This window comes from Ekhidna sp. (genome assembly GCF_965227465.1).
GTDB lineage: Bacteria > Bacteroidota > Bacteroidia > Cytophagales > Cyclobacteriaceae > Ekhidna.
In genome coordinates, this window is the sequence record NZ_OZ245746.1 from 1953107 (window position 1) to 1976280 (window position 23174).

General features: G+C 41.0%; 21 protein-coding genes. 10 read left to right on the forward strand and 11 right to left on the reverse strand.

The features are described from left to right. The first annotated feature begins 40 nt into the window (after window positions 1–40). From ACO05G_RS08635 to ACO05G_RS08670, 8 genes are all read left to right on the forward strand, one after another. Window positions 41–463 carry a Fur family transcriptional regulator gene (locus ACO05G_RS08635; RefSeq protein ID WP_421765581.1) on the forward strand — a complete coding sequence of 141 codons (423 nt, stop codon included), beginning with the start codon at window positions 41–43 and terminating at the stop codon, window positions 461–463. After that, complete coding sequence (locus ACO05G_RS08640; protein WP_421765582.1) at window positions 438–2837, forward strand: TonB-dependent receptor; 2400 nt, start codon at window positions 438–440, stop codon at window positions 2835–2837. The genes ACO05G_RS08635 and ACO05G_RS08640 overlap by 26 nt, the downstream gene beginning before the upstream one ends. Window positions 2838–2909: 72 nt before the next feature. Then, window positions 2910–3503 (forward strand): hypothetical protein, encoded by a 594-nt coding sequence (locus tag ACO05G_RS08645; protein WP_421765583.1) that lies wholly within the window; start codon window positions 2910–2912, stop codon window positions 3501–3503. A 179-nt stretch (window positions 3504–3682) separates the two neighbouring features. Next, a complete protein-coding gene (locus tag ACO05G_RS08650) occupies window positions 3683–4015 on the forward strand; it encodes a zinc ribbon domain-containing protein YjdM (RefSeq protein WP_421765584.1) in 333 nt (110 codons plus the stop codon). A 159-nt stretch (window positions 4016–4174) separates the two neighbouring features. Continuing rightward, entirely contained in the window at window positions 4175–5230 is a 1056-nt protein-coding gene (locus tag ACO05G_RS08655) for a bestrophin family protein (protein WP_421765585.1), read from the forward strand. A 20-nt stretch (window positions 5231–5250) separates the two neighbouring features. Next, complete coding sequence (locus ACO05G_RS08660) at window positions 5251–5619, forward strand: DUF3224 domain-containing protein (protein WP_421765586.1); 369 nt, start codon at window positions 5251–5253, stop codon at window positions 5617–5619. Between the two features lie 105 nt (window positions 5620–5724). After that, the gene (locus ACO05G_RS08665; protein ID WP_421765587.1) at window positions 5725–5979 is read left to right on the forward strand and encodes a DUF4212 domain-containing protein; all 255 of its coding nucleotides are present in this window, start codon (window positions 5725–5727) and stop codon (window positions 5977–5979) included. Window positions 5980–5986: 7 nt separating this feature from the next. Beyond that, a complete protein-coding gene (locus ACO05G_RS08670; RefSeq protein WP_421765588.1) occupies window positions 5987–7675 on the forward strand; it encodes a sodium:solute symporter family protein in 1689 nt (562 codons plus the stop codon). Window positions 7676–7696: 21 nt separating this feature from the next. Here ACO05G_RS08670 and ACO05G_RS08675 read toward each other — a convergent pair whose 3' ends face one another. Then, window positions 7697–9478, reverse strand: a complete 1782-nt coding sequence (locus tag ACO05G_RS08675; RefSeq protein ID WP_421765589.1) for an acyl-CoA dehydrogenase — start codon at window positions 9476–9478, stop codon at window positions 7697–7699. 204 nt (window positions 9479–9682) lie between these two features. Here ACO05G_RS08675 and ACO05G_RS08680 point away from each other — a divergent pair, with 204 nt between their 5' ends. Beyond that, a complete protein-coding gene (locus tag ACO05G_RS08680) occupies window positions 9683–11527 on the forward strand; it encodes a cystathionine beta-synthase (RefSeq protein WP_421765590.1) in 1845 nt (614 codons plus the stop codon). Between the two features lie 100 nt (window positions 11528–11627). Beyond that, window positions 11628–12617, forward strand: coding sequence for a histidine kinase dimerization/phospho-acceptor domain-containing protein (locus ACO05G_RS08685; protein ID WP_421765591.1), 990 nt, complete (start codon window positions 11628–11630; stop codon window positions 12615–12617). 38 nt (window positions 12618–12655) lie between these two features. Here the strand turns inward: ACO05G_RS08685 and ACO05G_RS08690 are convergent, their stop codons facing one another. The 10 genes from ACO05G_RS08690 to ACO05G_RS08735 all read right to left on the reverse strand — a co-directional run bounded on the left by ACO05G_RS08690 (window position 12656) and on the right by ACO05G_RS08735 (window position 23074). Then, window positions 12656–13891 carry a hypothetical protein gene (locus ACO05G_RS08690; protein ID WP_421765592.1) on the reverse strand — a complete coding sequence of 412 codons (1236 nt, stop codon included), beginning with the start codon at window positions 13889–13891 and terminating at the stop codon, window positions 12656–12658. Window positions 13892–13966: 75 nt separating this feature from the next. Further along, entirely contained in the window at window positions 13967–15070 is a 1104-nt protein-coding gene (locus ACO05G_RS08695) for a helix-turn-helix domain-containing protein (RefSeq protein ID WP_421765593.1), read from the reverse strand. Between the two features lie 50 nt (window positions 15071–15120). Continuing rightward, on the reverse strand, window positions 15121–15588 hold the full coding sequence (locus ACO05G_RS08700) for a YHS domain-containing (seleno)protein (RefSeq protein WP_421765594.1): 468 nt from the start codon (window positions 15586–15588) through the stop codon (window positions 15121–15123). A 51-nt stretch (window positions 15589–15639) separates the two neighbouring features. Beyond that, on the reverse strand, window positions 15640–16437 hold the full coding sequence (locus ACO05G_RS08705) for a hypothetical protein (RefSeq protein WP_421765595.1): 798 nt from the start codon (window positions 16435–16437) through the stop codon (window positions 15640–15642). After that, entirely contained in the window at window positions 16434–17459 is a 1026-nt protein-coding gene (locus tag ACO05G_RS08710) for a Rieske 2Fe-2S domain-containing protein (RefSeq protein WP_421765596.1), read from the reverse strand. The genes ACO05G_RS08705 and ACO05G_RS08710 overlap by 4 nt, the downstream gene beginning before the upstream one ends. A 126-nt stretch (window positions 17460–17585) precedes the next feature. Continuing rightward, window positions 17586–17795, reverse strand: a complete 210-nt coding sequence (locus ACO05G_RS08715) for a hypothetical protein (protein ID WP_421765597.1) — start codon at window positions 17793–17795, stop codon at window positions 17586–17588. After that, window positions 17792–19426, reverse strand: coding sequence for a glutamate synthase-related protein (locus tag ACO05G_RS08720; protein ID WP_421765598.1), 1635 nt, complete (start codon window positions 19424–19426; stop codon window positions 17792–17794). The genes ACO05G_RS08715 and ACO05G_RS08720 overlap by 4 nt, the downstream gene beginning before the upstream one ends. A gap of 3 nt (window positions 19427–19429) precedes the next feature. Next, a complete protein-coding gene (locus ACO05G_RS08725; protein WP_421765599.1) occupies window positions 19430–19885 on the reverse strand; it encodes a hypothetical protein in 456 nt (151 codons plus the stop codon). Next, window positions 19882–21129 carry a cation:proton antiporter gene (locus ACO05G_RS08730; RefSeq protein WP_421765600.1) on the reverse strand — a complete coding sequence of 416 codons (1248 nt, stop codon included), beginning with the start codon at window positions 21127–21129 and terminating at the stop codon, window positions 19882–19884. Before ACO05G_RS08730 ends, ACO05G_RS08725 begins: the two co-directional genes overlap by 4 nt. Window position 21130: 1 nt before the next feature. Further along, a complete protein-coding gene (locus ACO05G_RS08735; RefSeq protein ID WP_421765601.1) occupies window positions 21131–23074 on the reverse strand; it encodes a thiamine pyrophosphate-binding protein in 1944 nt (647 codons plus the stop codon). Window positions 23075–23174: the final 100 nt, after the last annotated feature.

Here is a 23174-nt window from a genome sequence, read left to right on the forward strand (position 1 = left end):
TGCGAATAATTAATGCAATTAGGTTGCATAAACTATATTTGTGCTCACAGTGGAAGACTTAAAAACAATCCTTAAAAAACATAACCTTCGAATCACCGATTGCAGACTAGATGTGATGCAATATTTTCTGGATGAAAAAAGTGCGCATTCACAAGGTGATCTGGAAAACAGGTTTACAAAATATGATCGGGTAACACTCTATCGAACACTTAATAGTTTTTTGGATTCGGGCATTTTGCACAAAATACCGAATGAAACCGGAAGTGCAACCTACGGACTTTGTCATGATACCTGCTCTCCTGATCATCACGATCATAATCACATCCACTTTAAGTGCAATAGTTGCGGACAAATAGAATGTTTAGATGAAAAACAGTCCATGCCAAAAGTGTCACTTCCAAATGGATATGAAGCTGAGGGAGTTAACCTGATTATAGATGGCAAATGCGCGAATTGTGCCTAATATGAGAATTCTCTCTATTCTACTTATACTCTCCACTCCTTTTCTGATCCATGCCCAAACACCATGCGATAGGTCTGTAAAAGGAAGAGTCCTTGATATTGACACCAATGAGCCGCTACCTTTCGCCACCATAAAAGTTTTGGATACCAACTTAGGAGCAGTAGCAGATGATCAAGGTCAATTCGAAATTCTAGCTATTTGTCAGGATGAAATCGACCTTGAAATACGATTTCTTGGATATAAAACTGTGGTCCACCACCACGATTTTCATCATCCTACGCCCATCATTTTCATGGCCTCAGAAGAAACATTGCTTGAGAGTGTGGTTGTTGAGCAAGAATTAAATGCCCATGAATTAAAAACACTAAACCCGAAAAAAATAGATGTTGATTTATCGGAAGGTATGGGATCCACTGCTGGTGACTTACTTGCTAAAGCTTCAGGTGTCTATACGCTCCGAACCGGGCAAAACATTGTCAAACCTGTTGTTCATGGCTTACACTCTAATCGCGTCCTTATTATTAATAATGGAGTCCGTCATTCCTATCAGGCCTGGGGGTCTGAACATGCTCCAGAGATTGATCCATCTCAAATTGATCAAATTGAGCTGATAAAAGGTGCTTCTACTGTTCGTTATGGGCCGGACGCATTGGGTGGTGTCATTCTTTTCAATCCGGAACTTCCCAGCTACAATACCAAATTAAATGGTGAATTTAATACCGGTTTCCAATCAAATGGTAGGGCAATCAGTGGTGAAGTGACTGCTCAGGCTGGATTTGAAAAAAACGCATGGATGATCAGTTTTAACGGAACCAAACAAGGTGACCTACGCGCGCCAGAATATAATCTCACAAATACAGGAAAAAGAGAAATGGGTTATTCTGCAGCCACGCGCCACCATTTTTCATGGATTGATATTGATTTGTATTTCAGTCACTTTGAGCAAGAACTTGGAATATTACGAGGATCTGTGAACGGTAATCTGACTGATTTAGCCAACGCTATTGGGGCAGACATTCCGAATGATACCCGCGAGTTTTCATATGAGATCAGAACACCTAGACAAGAAACCGTTCATGATCTTTTCAAAATTGAAACAGCGATTTTCTTAGGAAAACAGCAGTTTGATCTTCAATATGCTTTTCAACATAACGAAAGAAGGGAATTTGATATAAGAAGAGGAACAAATAACGACCGTCCTGCAATCAATCTGGCAATGAAAACCCACACGGTTGATTTTGACTGGGATCACCCAAGTTCAGGAAATTGGGCAGGAACTGTTGGAGTTCAATTTTTCGCTCAAGACAATGATAACATCCCAGGAACCAATACCATACCATTCGTTCCGAATTATAATAATACCAACTTTGGAATGTTCGCAATCGAATCATATACCAAGGAAAAAATAACTTATGAGTTAGGTGTAAGATTTGACTTTCTTAACATGAATGTACGAGGAAGAGACTCGAGCAATGATATCTACAGAGACAATCTGAATTATCAGAATTTTACTTTTACCTCAGGTTTTATCCATCGCTTTAATGAACACATTTCTCTTCGATCAAACATTGGTACAGCATGGAGAGCTCCGAATATCAATGAACTATATAGCTTTGGAAAGCACCAGAACATCATTGAGTTTGGACTCTGGAGGTATGAACTGTTTCCTTCAGAGGACAGCATTTCTACTGCAGTAGTTCTCCAAAAGGATCAAAAAGAAATTAAGAGTGAACGAGGTGTTAAGTGGATTAGTACGTTGGACATTCAGCGTGATCAATTAAGTGTTGAATTCACTCCATATATCAATTGGATTCAAAATTATTTCTTTATTAGACCCTATGGGTTAACCAATACTGTAAGGGGAACTTTTCCATATTTCATTCATGATCAAACAGACGCACTTTACACCGGAGTAGACCTGGATATTAAAAAGACCTGGAGGCAAAACCTATCAAGCGAATTGAAAGTATCATATGTCTATGCCAGAGATGTTTCCAGCAACCAACCTTTCATTGGCATACCTCCTCTCAATCTGCAAATAGAGTTAATTCGAAAACTTGGTGATTTCACCGTAACATTAAATCCCTCCTGGACTGCAAGACAAACTCATCAGCCACCTGTAATTGCTGCGAACAGGTTTACCGAAGGGGAGCAAATTGAATTTGATCGATCAGCAACCTTTGATTTTCTATCTGCACCAAGTGCTTTCTTTCTCATGAATGCAGCCATTAAATACCAGAAAAACAATTTCAACGTTCAAGTTTCAGCTCAAAATTTATTGAATACTTCCTACCGCAGATATACAGATCAGTCTCGCTACTTCGCAGATGATTTAGGTATCCACCTGAAAGCATTTATAAGCTATTCTTTTTAATTTTTACAACATTGTTGCATTTATTAAAAACGCACGGTATACTTGCAATATTATTGCATAAAAAAGAATGGAATGAAGAACCTTAAATCATACTTATTAACCGGGATAATTGTTACTGGAGGATTATTTACTAGCTGCAGCGACGATGATGTTCCCGCAGAGGAAAATGAAGAAGAAGTCATTGACTTGGTCATCCTTACTTTCATCCCACAAGGAGGTGGAACAGCCGTTATAGCTACTGCGACAGACCCTGATGGAGAAGGAGCAGCTGATTTTCAATTACAAGAAATCGTATTGGATGTAAGCACGACATATACCCTAGAGATTACTGTTCAAAACACAGAAGAGGGAGAAAATATTACAGAAGAAATTGAAGAAGAAGACGATGAACATTTGTTCTTCTTTGAGTTTACAAATGACATTTTCAGCGATCCTTCTGGAGATGGTAACGTGGATAATCGATCGGATGATGTTAATTATAACGACCAGGATGCGGATGGAAACCCTGTTGGACTCTCAACCACATGGACCACATCCGACGTGACATCAAGTAACGGTGATTTCAGAGTTATCCTAAAACACCAACCTGGTATTAAATCAGGAACCTCCACAGCAACTGATGGAGAATCCGATATTGACCTTACCTGGGTAATAAATGTTGAATAGTAAATTCATCATAATAATTGGTTAAATAAGCCCGTCTCAAAATGAGACGGGTTTTCTTTTGCCTAAGATTTCGAAGCGGAATTAGATCTTAAATGCACAGAAGTATTTATAGCGTAGGGTCAAAAAAAGGACTCAACGAATACAAATTTGTCAAAGGATGATTTAATAGTTTTGCAGGTATGTCAGAGATACCACCATGCCCCAATTGCAAATCTCCCTATGCCTATCCTTCAGATAGTCTATTGATGTGTCCGGAGTGCGGTCATGAATGGAATGAGGAGGAGTCTGTAGATGACACCACAGTGATAAAAGACTCAAATGGGAATACCCTTCAGGATGGGGACTCAGTAGTTGTGATTAAGGACTTACCAGTAAAAGGTGCGCCAAAACCCATAAAAGCAGGCACAAAGGTGAAGAACATTCGTCTGACAGATGGAGATCACAATATCGATTGTAAAATCGATGGGTTTGGTTCAATGGCGCTCAAATCTGAGTTTGTAAAAAAAACTTAGCTACGTCAAAACTGTCATTCATACGATCTTGATGCTTATTAAATCATCATGACTGCACGGTGTATTGTTGAAAACTGAATATCATCAAGTATTACTATTTTAGTGCAGCTGAACTAATAGCATATTGATCCTTGTTGAAAGCGTCAATTACCACTGTCCATGTATACCCGACGAACCTATAAATTTTCTGAACTAGCGATCTGGACCCGATTTGATACGCTAAGAATTTTAATCATCATTACCGGATGGGTTCTTGCCTACTTTTTACTGGATATTAAATGGCTCCAAATCCCATGGACCCCTATTGCATTGATTGGTACTGCAGTGGCGTTTATTGTTGGGTTTCAAAATAATGCAACCTATGACCGTATTTGGGAAGCTCGCAAAATTTGGGGTGGCATAGTAAACACTTCTCGCTCTTTTGGCATGTTCATCCAGGATATGGTCAACAATGAACATGCAACCAAAAAGCTATCAGATAAAGAGCTTCACAACGAAGTAAAGACACTTACCTACAGGCATATTGCCTGGATGACAGCCCTACGTCACGCTATGCGTGCTCAAAAACAATGGGAAACCACAGTGAATCAGAAAACGAATCAGGAATGGGGCATTCGCCCACCAGAGCGACTCACAACTTTAGCGGAAGACTTAAATCCATATCTTTCCAAAGAAGACATGGAGGACATCATGGGTAAAGACAATAAACAGACTGCCTTACTCTATCAGCAATCGCACCACCTCCGAAGATTAAAAGAGTCAGGACTAATCTGGGAATTTGCTTTCCTGGAATTGGAAGGAGTACTTAAAGATCTTTTCGATTTACAGGGTAAAAGTGAGCGAATAAAGAACTTCCCCTACCCACGTCAGTTTGCAACCCTCAACCATTGGTTTATGTGGATTTTACTTATGTTCCTGCCACTGGCTCTTGTACCTCAATTTATGGAGATTGGAGCAAATCTTTCTGATTCATATCCAGCGATAGGAAAAATATTCATATGGTTTTCGATACCAGTCTACACCGCCGTGGGTTGGGTATTCCACACCATGGAACGCATCGGACGAACAGGTGATAATCCGTTTGAAGGCACTTCAAATGATGTACCTATATCAACAATTGCCAGAGGTATAGAAATAGATCTAAGACAAAACCTGGGTGAAAACAAAGAAGATATCCCTCCACAATTTGAAGCAAAGTACAACGTGCAATTCTAATTTTCTTAAAGAGGTTAATTATGATAGCAAAAGGGAAATTCGAAATCAATATGACTCCTCAATCTGATGAGGTACCAGCCGGAAGATTTATGCTTAACAAAACCTATGAAGGAGACATGATCGGAAAAGCTTCAGGACAGATGATCAGTAAGCGAATTGAAGGTGGAGCAGCTATATATTTTGCTATTGAGGAGTTTGCAGGCACTGTTGGTGGAAAAAAAGGTGCATTTACCCTGGCACATAAAGGTTTCATGAACGAAGAAACTCAAACACTTGAAATAGCAATTCTTGAAGGTTCGGGTACAGAAGACCTAGCCAATATTAACGGTACCTTAAATATCAACCAATCCGATGGTTCGCATTTCTATGAACTCAACTATCAGCTTTAGCTTTCAACACGTTGCTCCTATACTTTAGCTATCAGTCAACGAGGTTTCTCAAGCATTTCTTCCTATTTTGCTAAACTTGAAGATCTGCTAATCCTAAATCATACCATGAAACCCAACCTAAAAAAGTATTGGTCCAGAAACCTCAAATACTTATTAATCCTCCTCACAATATGGTTTTCCGTATCGTATGGTGCTGGAATTCTTTTCGCCGATAACTTAAACAGTGTTAGAATTGGAGGTTTTAAACTCGGCTTCTGGTTTGCGCAACAAGGAGCCATTTACGTCTTTGTGATTCTTATACTGGTTTATGTCCGGTTGATGAACAAGCTGGATAAAGAATTTGATGTAGACGAAAAATAGCCAAATAATGGACGTACAAAGCTGGACTTTCACATTAGTAGGAATCACTTTCGCCATGTACATCATCATTGCGATCTGGTCACGAGCATCTTCCACCAATGATTTTTATGTGGCAGGTGGAGGCGTTTCTCCACTAGCCAATGGCATGGCCACAGCTGCCGACTGGATGTCAGCGGCATCCTTTATTTCAATGGCCGGACTTATCAGCTTTATGGGGTATGATGGGGCTGTGTACCTCATGGGATGGACTGGAGGTTATGTACTCCTGGCGCTACTGCTTGCCCCCTACTTAAGGAAGTTTGGTAAGTACACCGTACCGGACTTTATCGGGGATCGATACTACTCCAATATTGCCAGAACCGTAGCTGTAATTTGCGCTATCATCGTTTCCTTTACTTATGTGGCAGGTCAAATGCGTGGCGTGGGTGTGGTCTTTGCTCGTTTTCTTGAAGTACCTGTCAATACTGGCGTGTTTATCGGGATGATCATCGTACTTTTTTACGCAACCTTAGGTGGAATGAAAGGGATCACCTATACCCAGGTTGCACAATACTGTATACTCATATTTGCGTTCATGGTACCTGCCTTTTTTATCTCTTTTCAGCTAACTGGGAACATCATCCCGCAGGTTGGATTTGGGGGCACTTTGTCAGATGGGACCTACTTACTGGACAAATTGGATGGATTGCATAAAGAACTCGGATTTGCCGAATATACCAGTGGCTCTAAATCGATGATTGATGTATTTGCTATCACATTTGCCTTAATGGTGGGTACCGCAGGATTACCACACGTGATAGTGAGATTTTTTACCGTTAGCAAGGTACGTGATGCACGGATGTCCGCAGGTTGGGCACTCATCTTTATCGCGATTCTATATACAACCGCTCCGGCAATAGCTGCCTTTGCACGAACTAACCTGATTGAAACCGTGGCAGAAAAGAATTATAGTCAAATGCCTCAATGGTTTTCCAATTGGGAGAAGACCGGACTCATTTCTTTCGAAGACAAGAACAAAGACGGCAAGATCCAATATGTAGCAGACCCAAACAAAAATGAACTGACCATCGATCGAGACATCATGGTGTTGGCCAATCCGGAAATCGCCAAACTTCCCAACTGGGTGGTTGGGTTGGTTGCGGCTGGTGGGCTGGCAGCAGCACTCTCCACTGCTGCTGGATTACTGTTGGTGATTTCTGCAAGCATATCACATGACCTGATTAAAAAGCAGATCAAACCGGATATTTCCGAAAAAAGTGAATTAGTCTGGGCTCGAATTGGAGCTGTAATAGCGGTATGCATTGCAGGATATTTTGGCATTAATCCACCGGGTTTCGTTGCGGCGGTAGTGGCTCTGGCCTTTGGTTTAGCAGCAGCTTCCTTCTTCCCCGCCATCATCCTGGGTATTTTTGATAAACGCATGAATAAGGAGGGCGCCATTGCTGGGATGGTGATCGGTATTCTCCTAATGCTTTTCTATATGATGAAATATAAACTTGGTCTTTTCGGTGGTGGCACAAAGGATGACTGGTGGTTTGGGATTTCACCTGAGGGGTTTGGTACTGTTGCTATGGTAGTCAACTTTGTAATTTCATTTACCATTTCCAGGTTTTATCCTGCGCCTCCTGAAGAGGTACAGGAAATGGTTGAAAGCATTCGCTACCCACGAGGAGCCGGGGACGCAACTCACAGCTAAGCACATTGTAAGATTTTGGGCTCAAAACATCTCCGCACTCATCTTTAAAGTTACATCTGAGTCGTGACAAATGGTTTTTTGCAGTCCTTTGAAGCGAGACATCTCATACTTGTAGAAGTAGTCCAGCGTATACAGCTTGCTTTGCTTAAATGATTCATCTTGATCCAGTACCGCTACTCCCATTTTTAGCCATTGCCACCCAATCACAATTATACTAAACAGATCCATGAAGATGGTAGCGTCGGCAAGGTAGCGTTCATGATTCCCTTCCATTGCATATTTCATCAGGTGAGAGAGACATGTTTCAATCTGATTAGTACCCTCTCCTAATGTCAATGCATAGCTCTTAAGTTTCTCATTACTCATTGCCGCTTTGATTGTCGTTTCGATCTCTCCCGCTAATAGCTTCAAAGCCGCACCTTCCATCATCGTCACTTTTCGTCCCAGCAAATCCAACGATTGGATACCAGTGGTTCCTTCATAGATGGAGCAGATGCGAATATCCCGCAAATATTGCTGCAGAATAAAGTCCATAGTGAATCCATAGCCTCCCAAAACTTGTAGCCCTGTATCTACGGCCTCTTTTCCTTTCTCAGACGGATAGGTTTTTGCAATTGGCGTTAGTAGTTCGGCCAATAAATGATAATTATTGCTCTCATCTCCGCTAGTAGTCATCTGTTTATCTACATACCACGCGCACTGTAATACGACACTCAAACTCCCCTCCATAATTGCCTTCTGATGCAATAGCATTCGTTTCACATCCGGATGATTGATAATCAGGGTCTGCTCCTGACTCGGATCTTTCTTGCCACTCCCCTGAAGCTTACGACCCTGTGGACGCTCTTTCGCATATTGCAAGGAGGTATAGTAGGCAGCTGACGCAATCCCGGTACCCACACGACCAACAGCTATTCGTGCCTCATTCATCATCTGAAACATGTAGGATAATCCCTTGTTTTCCTGACCTACCAAATATCCGATACTTTCACCGCTATCACCAAATGCCAAATGATTTGTACAGTATCCTCTTTGACCCAGTTTTTCATGTTCACCTACAATGTCTACATGATTATAATCACCAATGTTGCCATTATCATTTACCAGGTACTGAGGTACGACAAATAGCGAGACACCCTTTGTCCCTGCAGGCGCTCCTTCAACTCTGGCCAAGACCAGATGCACAAAATTGTCAGCGAACTGATGATCACTTCCTGAGATGAATATTTTCTGTCCTTTAATCGAGTAAGTACCATCTCCTTTAGGTGTGGCCGACGAAGTAATGTCTGATAACGAACTGCCTGCCTGAGGCTCTGTCAGACACATGGTCCCACCCCACTGCATTTCCTGCATCTTGGGTACGAACTTCTGTTTTAGTTCATCCGTACCAAAGTTGATAATTAGATTAGATGCTCCTGCTGTGAGTCCCAAATAACCAGAAACATGATTATTAGCTGCCTCAGTAATGAAATACAATGCATTGAATACAATTAATGGCAACTGCATTCCCCCATCTTCTTCATCCATAAATGCACCAACCAAGCCCATTTCTCCGGCCTTTTTAAAAATTGGCCCGAACTGATCATGAATTTTAACACGACCATCTTTGAAGTATGAAGGCTTCTCATCCATTTCCTTAACGTACGGATGCAATGCCGAGTCACTGAAATCCTTTACTGCATCCAACAACAGATCAATCGATTGCCTGTCGTAAGCAGAAAACCGTTCTGTTTTTAGCAGCTCTTCAAGTTGGTGTACATCATTAAGAATAAAGGAAAGGGTGTTTGGGTCGTAGTATTGCATTTGTCAAGGTGGTTAATTCTTCAAATTAATCAAAGTGACTTAAAGCACAATCTATTGGCTAAGCAACAGAATCAATGCCTATTATTCCTAAAGGTTCTGTAATGAGGTCCTTATCTTTGCGCGCGCTAAATTCGACTTTCAGGGAATTATTAAAGAAAGAAGTTGGGTTGTAGCATTAATAAAGAATAGACAACATCCGAAACGATGAATAGCGATAAGTTACTGAACTACCTCAAAGACCTTCTGAAAAACGTACCATCCGACTGGATAAATCTGACGACTCATCGACTAGATATCTACAATGAGGAATTGGCAAAAACTGAATTTCTGGAAGCATTTGAAATGCTGTATAAAGATAGTAACTCAGACGCTGCTGCCTTGAACCAGCTTCCAACCGCATATGATTACATCCGACTTGGACATCCATTATCTACAGTGCTGGAGTGGGCTATCGCGAATCTGAATGATACGCATCCGGATAATGTCATCAGTTTTTCATCCAGATCGATTCCTATTCTGGCTGTACTGAGAAAGAACTTGCTGGACAATAGAAATACCCGAATTGTTTATACAGATCAGCTGCCTCCGGCATTCAATGCCAATGAAATAAAACGAGTCTACGGGTACCATTTCGAATTGCAAGAAGTGGCCTCTATCGCTCAACTCGAAGCATATAATGGCAGTACGATTTTCGTAACTAAGGCGGAAGAATTTGATCAATTCGACTTACAGGCAGATATCGATTTCTTCATCACCAATCATAAGAATTGGGGCAGTATCTTATTAATTAATGGTGAGGAAAATTCATCTTACATCTCTGAAATTCAGCATGTTAGACGTAGAGAAACCATTGCGATGACTCCCGCTAATTGCCTAAAAGCATTGAGACAGCTAACAGGAAGCGGATCACTAGCGGACTCTTCAAAGGATGTTTCAAAGGATAAAGCTATGGTTGTAGATACCATCCAATCCATTACCGGCACCCAGTCAAAAGCGTTGATTGGCTCAAGTGGACTATCCATTCAGTACGCCATCATGATGGGATTGATCGATGATGCTATCAAATCACACCCTGGTAAGTCCATTAAATTCATTGTTCCCACCAATTGTTATGGAGGTACAAACGATCAGGCCAGACGGGTAGCCGCATGCCTGGAGGCGGTAAATGTCGTAGACCTTCACGTAGATGGTGAGTATGATATGGTTCAAAGTTTAGAACAAATATTAAATCAGGTGGCCAATGAGGATGCCATTCCTTTTATCATCGCGGAGATTCCTACCAATCCCAGAGTTGAAGTGCCTGAAATGGAAGAGCTGAAGGCCGTATTAAGTAAAAAACGAACTACAACTGCAGGTAAAGTGGCTATTGATCCTGTCTTTATTTTGGATCAGACCTTTTGTCCAAATATCCAGTTTCTTACGGAGAAAGGTTACCTCTCAACCTCACGAGCGATCTCATATGTGAGTGGTTCGAAATTTCCAAGTGGAGGTAAGTGTACCGCTGGATACTGTGTGGCAAATAAAGAGGCAGAGGGATTGATGGACGCAATAGAAAAGCATCTTAAACTCTGTGATAATGAAGCTACGGATCTACAGGTAACCATCCTTGCAGAACAAATGCCTTCAATGATTCAACGGATTGCCGAAGCATATGCAAACACACGAGAGTTTGTGACATTCATCAAAAAGACGTTACCAACAGCTAAGATCAATTTTGTATCTGAAGAGCTTGCGGCAGAAGGTTTTACCCCATCAGTATTTTCATTGGACCTTCCCACCAAAGGAGATTCTGAGAATGAAAGAGAAGCCTACAAACGAGGGTTGAATAACAAGCTCATTGAAATGATGATCACTGAGATTCCCGAAGATAGCAAGTACTGCGTGAGTTATGGGCAGCTGAAAGGATGCTACTGGACCATTCCCGCAACATCCACTCAAGGAACAACCAAAGAGTCCGATAAGGATTATATCGCTCGGGTTTCGGTATCGCCGGATTTAAATCTTGACAGACACAAGGAGGTTTTTACAGAATTTGTAAACCACATTTAATCATTTGAGTAAGAGCCCTGTCAGTATTATTGTTCGAATTATTATTTGTGAAACAAATTCATCATTATTAAGTTCAATTAATTCACTTATCTTATACTTAATGGTTAGTAAGCTTCAAAAACTTTGGGATTTCATTTCACATAATGGAGTAGAGCAAGTTTTTGACTCGAATAAAGCCAGACACATCACTTTTACCAATCGCCTTGTTTTCATCACTTTCTTAATTTTGTTAGGCTTATACCTATTCAATTATAAAAACAGCGGCTTTACTTTTTTTAATCAAAAGCTGCTATTTGGAAATATTGCCGCCTTCTCAGGAATCTTCATTTTAAATCGTATAGGATGGTCAACAGCAAGTCGTCTTCTGTTGACATTAATGTGTTCTGTCTTTCCCTTTTACGTATCCATAAACAATAAGCTTTTTGATATTACTCAGATTGATGAAGCGATGTATTACATGACTCGGCTATTCATTCTGGCTACTTCAATTATACCTATTCTGATTTTTAGCTTTAAAGAAAAATTCTATATGACCATTGGTATACTCAGCAGCTTGATACCATTGGTCCTTTTCGATTTTATCCATAAAGTAGCCGGTGTTGGTTATTATGAAATGGGATTTGATTCTAGGAACTACCCTGGCTTTGGTGCAATTGCTATAGCAGCATATTGTATTTTTATAACAGCTATGATCTTTTTTAAAAGGATGAATGAAAAATTCACAACAGAGCTGCTTGATAAAAAACTGAAGATTGAGAAACAGGCGCGTGAGCTTGTGCTTGCTAATAAAGAGATAACCATTATCAATAAAAACCTTGAAAATGTTCTTGATAAGCGTACCAAGAAAATATTGGATCAAATGGTCCAATTTCAGGTATATTCATTTAAAAATTCACATGAGCTAAGAGCTCCATTGGCAAAAGTTATGGGCACACTTAATATCTTGAACCAAATGGACTTTACAAATAATCCGGAGCAATATGAACTCATCAAAATCCTTAATCAAGCATGTGAAGAATTGGATATTATCGTCCATGACATAAATAAAGCGCTTACTGAAACAGAAGGATATGCAGAGGTGAAGACATGAGTCAAGACAAAAGAGGACTGTGACTCATTTATCACGTTTTACTGCTTAAGAATATATTCCATTACTATACCTCTTCCCTGCCGATACGACTCAAAATCTGGTAGAATTTCAATGTCCACAGGGATCATAGTAAGCTGAGGCCTTTCGGGCCAGTGTTTTTTAATCTTAGTGGTATATTCAATCAGGTAATCAGAGTATGGAAGACTCATGTATTCATTGTTATCAGCTTGATTGGGATGTGTTCGTCCTGATTCACCTATAAGTGTAACTTCAGTCTCTTTAATGAGAAATATGGCCATTGCGCTTGCTGCAGAAAAGGTTCGTCTTCCTGTGATCATCCACAACTTTCCTTTTTGATTCAACCACTCCCTTTCTTTAATAGCCTCTACGATCGGTCTGCTAAGGTTATAATTTCCGCCGTTGTTTAGCCTAACGTCTATGATCAGCTTGAAAGGCCTCTTTTGGTCTACTTCTTCAAATAGTGTGGAAGTGAATTTCTTAATGGATGAAGTCCCTTTTTGATTATTCAATCGTGATATATGAACATACATAACACCTTCCTTGGCTAACCAATGATACCAGTAACTGTCTTTTCTATTGCTTAGATATAGCGGAGGTTCGCTCTCTCTAGCGTACCTCCAATTGCCATTTTGGTATTCTTCAGCAGTTAATCCTTCAAAGTTTTTTTGGATGAGATCTCCATTCGTTGATTCAAACGAAACTCGTGCCTTCTGCGGATCATTTGTAATAGACATACAAGCCAAAAGCTCTGTAAGTATCAAATAGCCTGGGCCCGCATGCAGATATTCCTTGTCATTGTCGGCAGACATTCGTTTCTTGAGCGTGGCAAAAACCTCATCGATTGGCGTATCAGATATTGAAACAATTTTAGCTCCCAACAACTCTGCATAATTCTCATGTGCTCCAACCACGCGAAAGTCTCCTTCATAATTGTATAAAAGCAATGGCAATCTATGAAACCCCACCTTCAATTGTCCTATGTTTAATTCCGTGTGCCCATCTTTTAGCATGGAAAGCACGCGCATGATTTCACACGGAAATTCGTATGGTTTTAGGTTACTAAGGTTTGATTTTATCGTCGCTATTTCAGATTGAAAATTATCCTTTACAATGGGTGTGAATGAATCGAATTGTCTTTGGATCTTTTTATTCAGATAATCCAAATCTTTAATCATCTGTTCTGTTGGCGTGAGTTGTGTGCAACCTGCTAGTCCTTGAGCAAGTAATGCAATCAATAAAAATGTCCTTTTCATAAGACATAGATACGGCACACTGTAAGCCTTAATGAACAGATCCTGAAAAATTGGGTTTTTACGGAACGGGAAAAACTAAATACCTCTGGCAAACTGGCCGGGTGTCTGACTTGTCTCTTTTTTGAAAGCATTAAAAAAAGCAGACTTTGATCTATATCCTAACTGATATGCCAAGGCTTCCATTTTACAATCTTCTTCCTGACTCAAGACATGTCTGGCCTCTTTGATTCTGTATCGATTTATGAGTTCAAAAAATGTACACCCAAGTTCCTGATTGATTACTTGAGATAAGTGGTGTTTCTTTATTCCCATTACGTCTGCGACAAGTTGAAGTGAAAGGTTGGTATTAAGGTAGAGTTTATTCTTCTCAAGTGTGGTAAGTAGAGCTTCTGCTTTCCGCTTTCTCCAATCTTCATCGAGGGAAGACTTTCTATACTTTGGAATATACTTTATGAAAGCTTTGGGGTTTATGATCAAATAAATGGCAGCAACATAAAGTAAAATGGCAGCAAATAAATCATTAGAAGGCTTTGGCAGGAATGTGCCTAAAAAACGTACACCGTTAATCACTCCTCCTTGAGTGAAAAACAAAATCATAGCAGCTAAGATCAAACCAAAAGTTAGCAGCAAAAGCCATTTCGATCGTATTTCAGATTTTCTTAAACTTAGATACGATAAGATGCCATAGACAAATAAGTGTAAACATTGAATTTCAACGACAATCCATCCATTCAAATTCCAAGGATCGGATTGGAAGCTTTTATTGTACGGTTTGGTCACCAATTCTGCTCCTATCTCATTTGCTAAAATATTGAATTTATAGCCCTCCTCCTGCAAGTAAAAATTAAAAAAATATAGAGCAACGAAGATGAAAGGCATCAAATGAAACGCCAGCGATATTTTCGAAAGAGCTTTCTGCTGCAAGTGACATATATAGGTATACAGAAAAGGTCCTAGAAGAAAAACCAGCGGAATGTTTGTATTCAAAATAGCAGGAAATTTTAACATCAATCCTGAATGAAAGGTGAAAGAATACACCTGCAGGTAGATTAATATCAACAGAAAGTAAATAAGAAATCTATGTTGAGATCTTCTTTGGCTTCCAAGAAAAAAGAGCAAGACAATAAAGCCTAGTAACCCGGCAAATAAGGAAGCTATGGTAGAAAAAGATACAGACATATGGTTAAGGTTTTAATAAAGACCCTGCAGGTTTTGAGGAGTTGCATGCATCAGTCAAACAAATCCTTACCTATGAGCTTCAAAAGCTTGTATTTCCACCAGATTGGTATTGGATGAGCTTTGATTGGAATTGATTCTTTGGTCTTATCCCATTGGTGATTGGCAGACAGAATGTGCTCTTTATGCTTTTCCGTCCACCGTCTTTTCACATAATTGGCGAAGTTGAGATAAAGCTTTCCGTCAATAATGGAAAAAGATTCTGATTTAGTTTTTGCTTTGTATCCGTTGGACATACCAAATGCGCAAAATCCACCGTATTGAGGTACATATTTTTCAGGATTTTCGCTAAACATTTGCAAATGCCCCTCGCTGCTAAATTGCCACATCACCTTGCGCCAAAGGCACGCGTACTTCGCCTGACCTTTGATTGCTTGATTCTTTGTGAAATAAGCTACAACGTCATATCCATTGATGGCTATTCCGTCTCTGTGATACACATCTAACCTCTCTGCGTCCACTCCCAAACAAGTTAAATTCTAAATAGGTCTTATTATAGTGAATTTAATCCCTTAGTAACAAAAGGCGATGGCTGAGGTCTCGCTTTCTTTATTCAAAGTGAGCGAGGACACATCGATTATGAGAGATTTCCAGTCATCATAAATTGCAGCTACTCCAGAGACTTTTACAGGAACGCCTACATAGGGTAAAATCTGGTCTGCAATGGATTCCATCTCTTTGCCATGTAGAAAATAGTAATCTACAAATATGCCATTCTCACGAATAGCTAAAAGCGGTGGCATACCACCCGAAATACAACGAATGGCACAACTTCTATGAACAGCTTTTACTGCTGGATTCATTACCCCAAAGAAACATTTAGGATCTACAATTTCACCCTCTAGTTCTTTATAACCTATCATTCTTATATTTCGATCAACCATCGTCTGGCTACCTGCTGAAACAAGACTATTTTCTCTTTCCGTTAGCTCCATCCAATATTTATCCTGATAATGAAATACCATACCTCTGAGCGTGACCATGGTTCCTTCCTTCAGCTCATGAGTCTCCATCATCTTAGAAAGTGTCCGGTCAGGCCCCATTTTTCCAAAACCTACCAAGGGAATTGTCTTGATCTTACCATCTTCTTCTACTCTCAATCCCCAGATCGGATCTTTCACCAAATAGCCGGAAAATTCTTGAATGATACCATAATCGTAAATACTATCGATGTATCCATGTTGGTTTTTTACATAAATCACACCAATGGATACCATACCGATCAATACCCCTACAAAAAAGAGCTTTGCTTTTGATGTGTGGCTTTGGGGAGCTTCATTGCTCCAGCCTATATAAAAGTCGTCTTTCATAGCATTATTGGTTCTACTTCTGTCCCAGGTTCATTGGGTCTAGGATCAATCATCACCAAGTCTCCCTCCAGTTTCAACCTATATGTTTCTACTTTCTCCGTGAATGGTGGTGGAGATTGACCATTCCCTGGCAGATACTGATAGCCATGCCATGGGCAGGTGACACACCCATCTATTACCTTTCCTTCTCCAAGTGGCCCTCCCTGATGTCTGCATACATTGTTAATGGCAGATATCTTATTGTTGTACTTGAATATTGCAACTCGCTCCCCACTTAAGGTAAATATCTTTGCACGGTCTTCTTCAATCTCATTTACTGTGCAAACCGGGATGTAGACCTTATGCGAGCTGATCTCTTTGTCTAACCCTCGCTCCTTCAGGCCAGCTTTTATATGTAGTCCCGCAACCAAGACAAATCCTACTACTACAATACCAAAGATGACCGGGCTTGTTTCATTTTGAAGTGCACCCAATAAGATGTGCATAATCAATAGCCCATATGCCACGTATACTAGCATGTGAAGTGCTTTCCAAGTCTTAACCCCAAGGTTTTTTAACCAGAAATCATGGCTGCTTACAGCCATTAATGCAAGAATAATGAGACCAAAAAAGCCCAACGTTTGAAAAGGGAAGTACATCAGCGAATCATATTTCAGGTTGGATAAAAACACCGATCGGATCGGGTTCATATTCCCCAGTGAATGAAACTGAAGGATGCTAAATCCGCCGTGAATGAGTCCCATCAAGAACATCGTGACACCCAGGTGTCTCCGATTATACAAAATGATGTTGAATTTAGAATTCAAACGCGCGAGCGGACCGATGATGAGAATTACATGCAGAAGCAAAATAGACAGCCAACCGAATGACCGAATCAGGTTTGTCTCGAATGTGACCTCAGGATTCGTAACCAAATTCAGAATAGTGAAGGAGGCGATAAAAAGTACAATGACTATTAATATGGCCAGATCATACCGCTTCTTATTCTTGTTCCAAAGTATGGACGTGTAGGAAACACTCATGGGCTCTCTTGTTCTATTGGTTGATCTCCCTTAAAAACAGGTGCATTCATTCGTGCGGTTATCATCAAAAAGGATATTACTATAACAATGATGATCCATACAATCAAGTGCCTCTTGCGCAGGTTTTTAGTCATGTCTTTTGAAAAGTTTGATGAACAGGCTTGGCCATAAAAGCACCACGCCTGGTAAAATGATCAATTTAAAATGCCAGGGTGTTCCCTTAGTTCCTTCATCAATTTTGGATGCCCCTCTCGCATAGAAGTATATACTAAAAGCTAATCCCAAAATGAGGTAGAGTGCGAGTATTCCCAAAAATGCATCTATAACTTGTATCATGATTTCACACCGGCGTATTGAATTCCTGTTAAATGATGCATGTCGCGATCGAAGGTCGATAAATCTTCCATGCTCAGCTTGGATAAGCTATCATGCCCGACAGCACGACTAATTACTTTCATTAAGTTGGCTGATGCAGTGAAATAATTTGCTAGGCGCTCAGCTGATTTTTCTATTATTAGTCTTGACCTCAGATTTTGTTTTTGCGTAGCTATTCCTACCGGACAATTGTCAGTATGACAGGCCCGCATACCCAGGCACCCGATGGCCTGCAACGCGGAATTTGAAACGGCAATTGCATCAGCACCCATCGCCATGGCTTTCGCAAAATCAGACGGAACACGTAATCCACCCGTAATAACCAGGCTAATCCCTTCTGCTCCTACCTTATCCAGGTGTTTTCTGGCCCTCGCCAATGCAGGAATAGTTGGCACGTTGATGTGGTTTCTCAGCACAATGGGAGCCGCACCGGTTCCTCCTCCTCGTCCATCCAAAATGATATAATCCACACCCGAATCCAGAGCAAAATCTATGTCTTCCTCAATGCGAGAAGCAGCAATCTTAAAGCCAATAGGAACACCTCCACTTTCCTCACGTACTGTATCTGCAAAAGCTGCAAATTCCTTGGCGGTCTTTATATCTGTAAATGTTGCAGGGCTAATAGCTGAAGTACCCTCGCTTAGTCCGCGAACCTCAGCTATCTCTCCCACTACTTTGTGTCCTGGTAAATGCCCGCCGGTCCCCGTCTTAGCCCCTTGTCCTCCTTTAAAGTGAAAGGCTTGTACTTTCTTCATCTTATCCCACGAAAAGCCAAACTTAGCCGAAGCTAGTTCATACAAGTATTTCGAGTTTTCTTTTTGCTCGTCTTCCAGCATTCCTCCTTCTCCGGAACAAATACCTGTTCCCGCCATCTCGGCTCCTTTAGACAAAGCGATTTTAGCTTCCCTCGAGAGTGCACCAAAAGACATGTCTGATACAAATAGTGGAATATCTAATTTGAGTGGCTTTTTAGCCTTTGGACCAATGATGACTGAAGTGTCTATGTCATCTTCATCCAATAATGGCTTTCTGCTCAGCTGAGCTGGTAAAAACTGGATGTCGTTCCAGTTGGGGAGCAAATCACGTTCTACTCCCATGGCTGTAGTTTGTCCATGATGACCAAACTCTTTCAAGCCATTCTTAGCTAGTGATTGGATGTACGCATTGTAAGGCTCAGGTGCTTCTGGGTGCGTGTCCTGATACTTGCCCAGGTATTCATCCTCATTGAATCGAGGCGGAACCTCTTTGTCTTCAAATTCCTCAATCTCAGCCTGATCGATATAAAGACCTCCATCTTTGATGCTATGATTGAACTTCTTGAGCCTTTCATCTGGTGCATAAGCGCTAACACCTGTATCATATCGATAGTCCCAGTTGTGAACTCCGCAGATCAGGTTCTTCCCATCGATGAATCCATCTGCCAGCAAGGCCCCCCGATGATGACACCTTCCATAAAGGACTGAGGCTTCCTCGCCGTATCTAATAATAACCAAATCTGTGCCCAAGACTTGTGCATGAGTCGGTTCCTTCTGAGCCAAATCGCTAAATGAGGCAATCTTAACAGGGATATTTAAATGCTGAAAGTCAATCATAGTCTATTCTTTGCCTATTTTAAATGTGAAAAATGTACCGACAATAAAAATTCCTTCTGGTTCAAACCCACTGCTATATATGTACTCTACATATGGTGCTAACCTTCCATAGTTTCCATGAACACCCGCGCCTGTCAATGCTCTAAATCCAGATTCATTTTTCAAATTTTTCCAACCAGCACCTAACAGTGGATAAAGACCCCAGTGTTCAGACATCTCGAAAATAAAGTGACCATTGAATGTAATTTCCATTCCTTCAGAAAGCGAATGCCCTGACTTTGGGAAAAGGTTACTCTCAAAACCAAAGCACATTTTATGACTGGGGAAATAATGAAATCGAAGATTCACTCCAGTATGTTCGCCTAGCACCATGCTGGCTCCAGGAGCTACACCGCTTTCCTTCATTTGCGCAAAGATTATCACAGGAAAGAGCATGATGTAAAACAGTATTTTTCTCATTTTACTGTCAGTTTTAATTTCTCTGCAACTCCTTTAATGGTTAAGCCTTGTACCAGAATAGAGAATACCACCACGGAATAGGTGACAAAAAGGATAAACTCCCGATATGGTGAAGGATCAAGTGAAAGCGCCAATGCCACAGAGATTGCGCCTCGTAAACCACCCCAAGTAAGAATTTTGGAAGTAGCATCTGGGTTTGAATCTTCTTTATCTGGAAATAGTCTAGAAAGCACCAACACAGTAATATACCTGGCTAGTAATACAAGAGGTACTGCCAGAGCGCTAACCAGTAAAAAATTCCATTCAAACGAAAGTATCAGAACCTCCAATCCAATAAGAACAAAGAGAACGGCATTAAGAATTTCATCCAACACCTCCCAGAAAACATTCATTTCCTTCTTTCCTTCAGAAGAAAACGCAAGGCTTCCTCTTAGTTTTTCACCAATTATCAATGCAGCAAATACCATTGCCAACGGACCTGACACCCCAAGCGCTGCACACAATGCATAGCCACCCATTGATATCACCAGCGTAAGCATAATGTCTATTTTAGGCTCATCTGAAATAGACTTGAGCAATTGAAATCCAATAAGCCCGAGTAGTACTCCTACAACCATTCCGCCTATTGCTTCTTCAGCAAAAACGCTGACCACTTCAGCAAAACCAACTCCCTCTTCACTCATAGTGAAGATATTGACCAATGACACAAAGACCACAACGCCAATGCCATCATTGAAAAGCGATTCCCCTGCGATCTTACTTTCCAAAGACTTCTTTACCCCGAGCTCTTTCAATATAGCTAGTGCCGCTATTGGATCTGTCGGTGAAATCAATGCACCAAAGATCAATGCATAGCCAAGAGGAAGCTCAATACCAATCAAAGAAGTGGTCCAATAGATAAAAAAGCCAATCAAGGCAGTTGAGATCAATACGCCAAGCGTCGCAAAAGACAGGATTGATTTACGTTCCATCGAGAGATCTCGCACCTGCAAATTCAATGCTCCGGCAAATAGTAGCAGACTGAGCATCACATCAAAAAGTAACGTCTTGAAATCCAGTGTTGTGACAATGGTACAGGTCTGATGAAATAGGTCTGGACTAAATACTTCTAGCAACCCTAAAGGAATAGCCATGATAATAGCGAGCATAGTCATTCCTATAGTACTGGGCAGCTTTATAAACTTATGGTTGATATAGCTAAGGAGACCGGCGAGGCTAAGCAATATGGTGAATGACTGAAACATATTAGATTAATAATGCGTCAGTCATAATTTCTATTGTCCCAGGTCCATCGTGGGCAAGCAATTGCTCAAATGCATCATCTAGTTCTTCTTCTTTTGTCACGCGAATACCAAGTGCACCACAGCTGTTGACAAATTCTGCGAAATTGGGATTTTGTAAGCTTGTTTTCCATACATCAAACTCTACTGCACGCTGTTCTTTGGATATTTTTCCAAGTTCGTTATTGTTTAGCAAAATATGCTTTATCGGCATGTTGTATTTTACAGCTGTAGTGATCTCCATTGGATACTGTCCGAAACCACCATCTCCGGTTACTGCCACGATAGGTCTTTCGTGTCCAACAGCCGCCCAAAGACCCATGGAAGCCGGGTAACCAAAACCAATGGAACCAAGATAACCTGACATTACCACCGATTGATTTTTACATTCAAAGTAGCGACCGAAACTGTAAGTATTATTACCCACGTCCACCGCTATGGCAGCATCAGCGGGAATGTGCTTGTTCATTGCTTCAAATACTGCAATTGAGCTAAGGCCATTATTATTCGATTCCTTTAGACGTTTGGCTTTCTCTTCTCGCCATATTGCCCAACGCTCCTTGATTGCTGGCCTTCGGTCTTCAAACTCTGTTTTAATGGACTCTAGATGATTATTGAAGATACGGGCAGTTTCTCCTAATTCACCCCAAACCGGAACATCGATCGCATGAAACTTTGCCAATGCTAGTCTATCGAAATCAACTTGAATGGTTGGTATCTTGGAGGTAATACCCGTATGATTGGAAAAGGAAGCTCCAAATACAAGCAGCAAGTCTGCCTCATTCATAAAATAGGATGCTATTGGAGTACCGCTCCTTCCCAGCACACCACATCCCAACGGATGACCATCAGAAATAAGCCCTTTTCCTTTGAAGGTTGTAAGAACTGGACTGTTCAATTGCTCGGCAAGCGCAGTAATTGCCTCCATCTCAAATCGGGCACCATGACCAACGATTATTACTGGTCGTTGGGAAGCTTTGATTTTAGTAATCGCCTCATCAATCACCTCTTTGGGTGGAATGATCTTATGATCAGCTATTCTGTTCTCAAGTGAACCTGCTTGACTATCCGAACTGATCACCTGAACATCATCTGGGAAGGTGATGTGAGAAACTTCTCTATTTACTATAGCATGCTTTACCGCGAGGGCCATCAATTCTGAGTGCTTACTATCCGATTGTGCACGATGGTTAAAATCAGCTACTGACTCGAAAGCTGAAACCAAATCCACTTCTTGAAATGCTCCGGTACCAACTACCTGTGTTTGCACCTGACCTGAAAGTGCTAATAAGGGTGCGCGATCATTTTTTGCGTCCCACATTCCGGTAAACATATTGGTAGCTCCTGGTCCAGCAATACCAAAACACGCAGCAGGCTTCCCTGTAATTTTTCCATAAGCTGAAGCTGCAAATGCAGCTGCACCTTCATGTCTAATTCCGATAAACTTTAGCTTACCTAATTCCTCCTGACGTCTCATTGCGTCTGCAACGCCAAGATTTGAGTGACCTACCATCCCAAAGGCATGTGTAACGCCTGCATTGACCATGGTTTCGATCATTACATCGGATACGGTGCGCTCTTTAGATTCCTCCTCCACTATTTCTACATAGACTCCATCATCACGTACTTCCACTGGGAATGATTCTACCCCATCGTCAAATCCGGGAGCCTTCCCTGAAATCGGATCATAATCCCACCCATGCCATGGGCACCTTAGCAAGCCATTCTCGATGGATCCTTCACCTAAGGGTCCGCCTTGATGTGGGCATTTGTTATCCAGACATCCAAATTTTCCTTTATGGCGTGTAAGACAAAAACTTTTGTGGCCAGCGGTAACGGTCATTACCCGATCATCTTTCAACTTTGAAGCATCATCGAGAACTTTCTTCCAGATCTTTTTGGTTGGCATTGGTGATATTATGTTTTTAAGAACCTAATCAATTTACCGCTTTCCTATAAAGATCAAAAATTGTTGAGCCTCGTCAATGGTTGTCTTAAACCCTTTGTCG

What these genes read in the sequence shown, in the direction of transcription:
- ACO05G_RS08650 (WP_421765584.1), top strand. Translation starts at nt 3,683, where the DNA reads ATGTCAGAGATACCACCATGCCCCAATTGCAAATCTCCCTATGCCTAT.
- ACO05G_RS08695 (WP_421765593.1), bottom strand. Translation starts at nt 15,070, where the DNA reads ATGTCTGTATCTTTTTCTACCATAGCTTCCTTATTTGCCGGGTTACTA.
- ACO05G_RS08710 (WP_421765596.1), bottom strand. Translation starts at nt 17,459, where the DNA reads ATGAGTGTTTCCTACACGTCCATACTTTGGAACAAGAATAAGAAGCGG.
- ACO05G_RS08660 (WP_421765586.1), top strand. Translation starts at nt 5,251, where the DNA reads ATGATAGCAAAAGGGAAATTCGAAATCAATATGACTCCTCAATCTGAT.
- ACO05G_RS08730 (WP_421765600.1), bottom strand. Translation starts at nt 21,129, where the DNA reads ATGTTTCAGTCATTCACCATATTGCTTAGCCTCGCCGGTCTCCTTAGC.
- ACO05G_RS08725 (WP_421765599.1), bottom strand. Translation starts at nt 19,885, where the DNA reads ATGAGAAAAATACTGTTTTACATCATGCTCTTTCCTGTGATAATCTTT.
- ACO05G_RS08665 (WP_421765587.1), top strand. Translation starts at nt 5,725, where the DNA reads ATGAAACCCAACCTAAAAAAGTATTGGTCCAGAAACCTCAAATACTTA.
- ACO05G_RS08680 (WP_421765590.1), top strand. Translation starts at nt 9,683, where the DNA reads ATGAATAGCGATAAGTTACTGAACTACCTCAAAGACCTTCTGAAAAAC.
- ACO05G_RS08720 (WP_421765598.1), bottom strand. Translation starts at nt 19,426, where the DNA reads ATGATTGACTTTCAGCATTTAAATATCCCTGTTAAGATTGCCTCATTT.
- ACO05G_RS08705 (WP_421765595.1), bottom strand. Translation starts at nt 16,437, where the DNA reads ATGAAAGACGACTTTTATATAGGCTGGAGCAATGAAGCTCCCCAAAGC.
- ACO05G_RS08655 (WP_421765585.1), top strand. Translation starts at nt 4,175, where the DNA reads ATGTATACCCGACGAACCTATAAATTTTCTGAACTAGCGATCTGGACC.
- ACO05G_RS08690 (WP_421765592.1), bottom strand. Translation starts at nt 13,891, where the DNA reads ATGAAAAGGACATTTTTATTGATTGCATTACTTGCTCAAGGACTAGCA.
- ACO05G_RS08735 (WP_421765601.1), bottom strand. Translation starts at nt 23,074, where the DNA reads ATGCCAACCAAAAAGATCTGGAAGAAAGTTCTCGATGATGCTTCAAAG.
- ACO05G_RS08685 (WP_421765591.1), top strand. Translation starts at nt 11,628, where the DNA reads ATGGTTAGTAAGCTTCAAAAACTTTGGGATTTCATTTCACATAATGGA.
- ACO05G_RS08675 (WP_421765589.1), bottom strand. Translation starts at nt 9,478, where the DNA reads ATGCAATACTACGACCCAAACACCCTTTCCTTTATTCTTAATGATGTA.
- ACO05G_RS08645 (WP_421765583.1), top strand. Translation starts at nt 2,910, where the DNA reads ATGAAGAACCTTAAATCATACTTATTAACCGGGATAATTGTTACTGGA.
- ACO05G_RS08670 (WP_421765588.1), top strand. Translation starts at nt 5,987, where the DNA reads ATGGACGTACAAAGCTGGACTTTCACATTAGTAGGAATCACTTTCGCC.
- ACO05G_RS08715 (WP_421765597.1), bottom strand. Translation starts at nt 17,795, where the DNA reads ATGATACAAGTTATAGATGCATTTTTGGGAATACTCGCACTCTACCTC.
- ACO05G_RS08640 (WP_421765582.1), top strand. Translation starts at nt 438, where the DNA reads ATGGCAAATGCGCGAATTGTGCCTAATATGAGAATTCTCTCTATTCTA.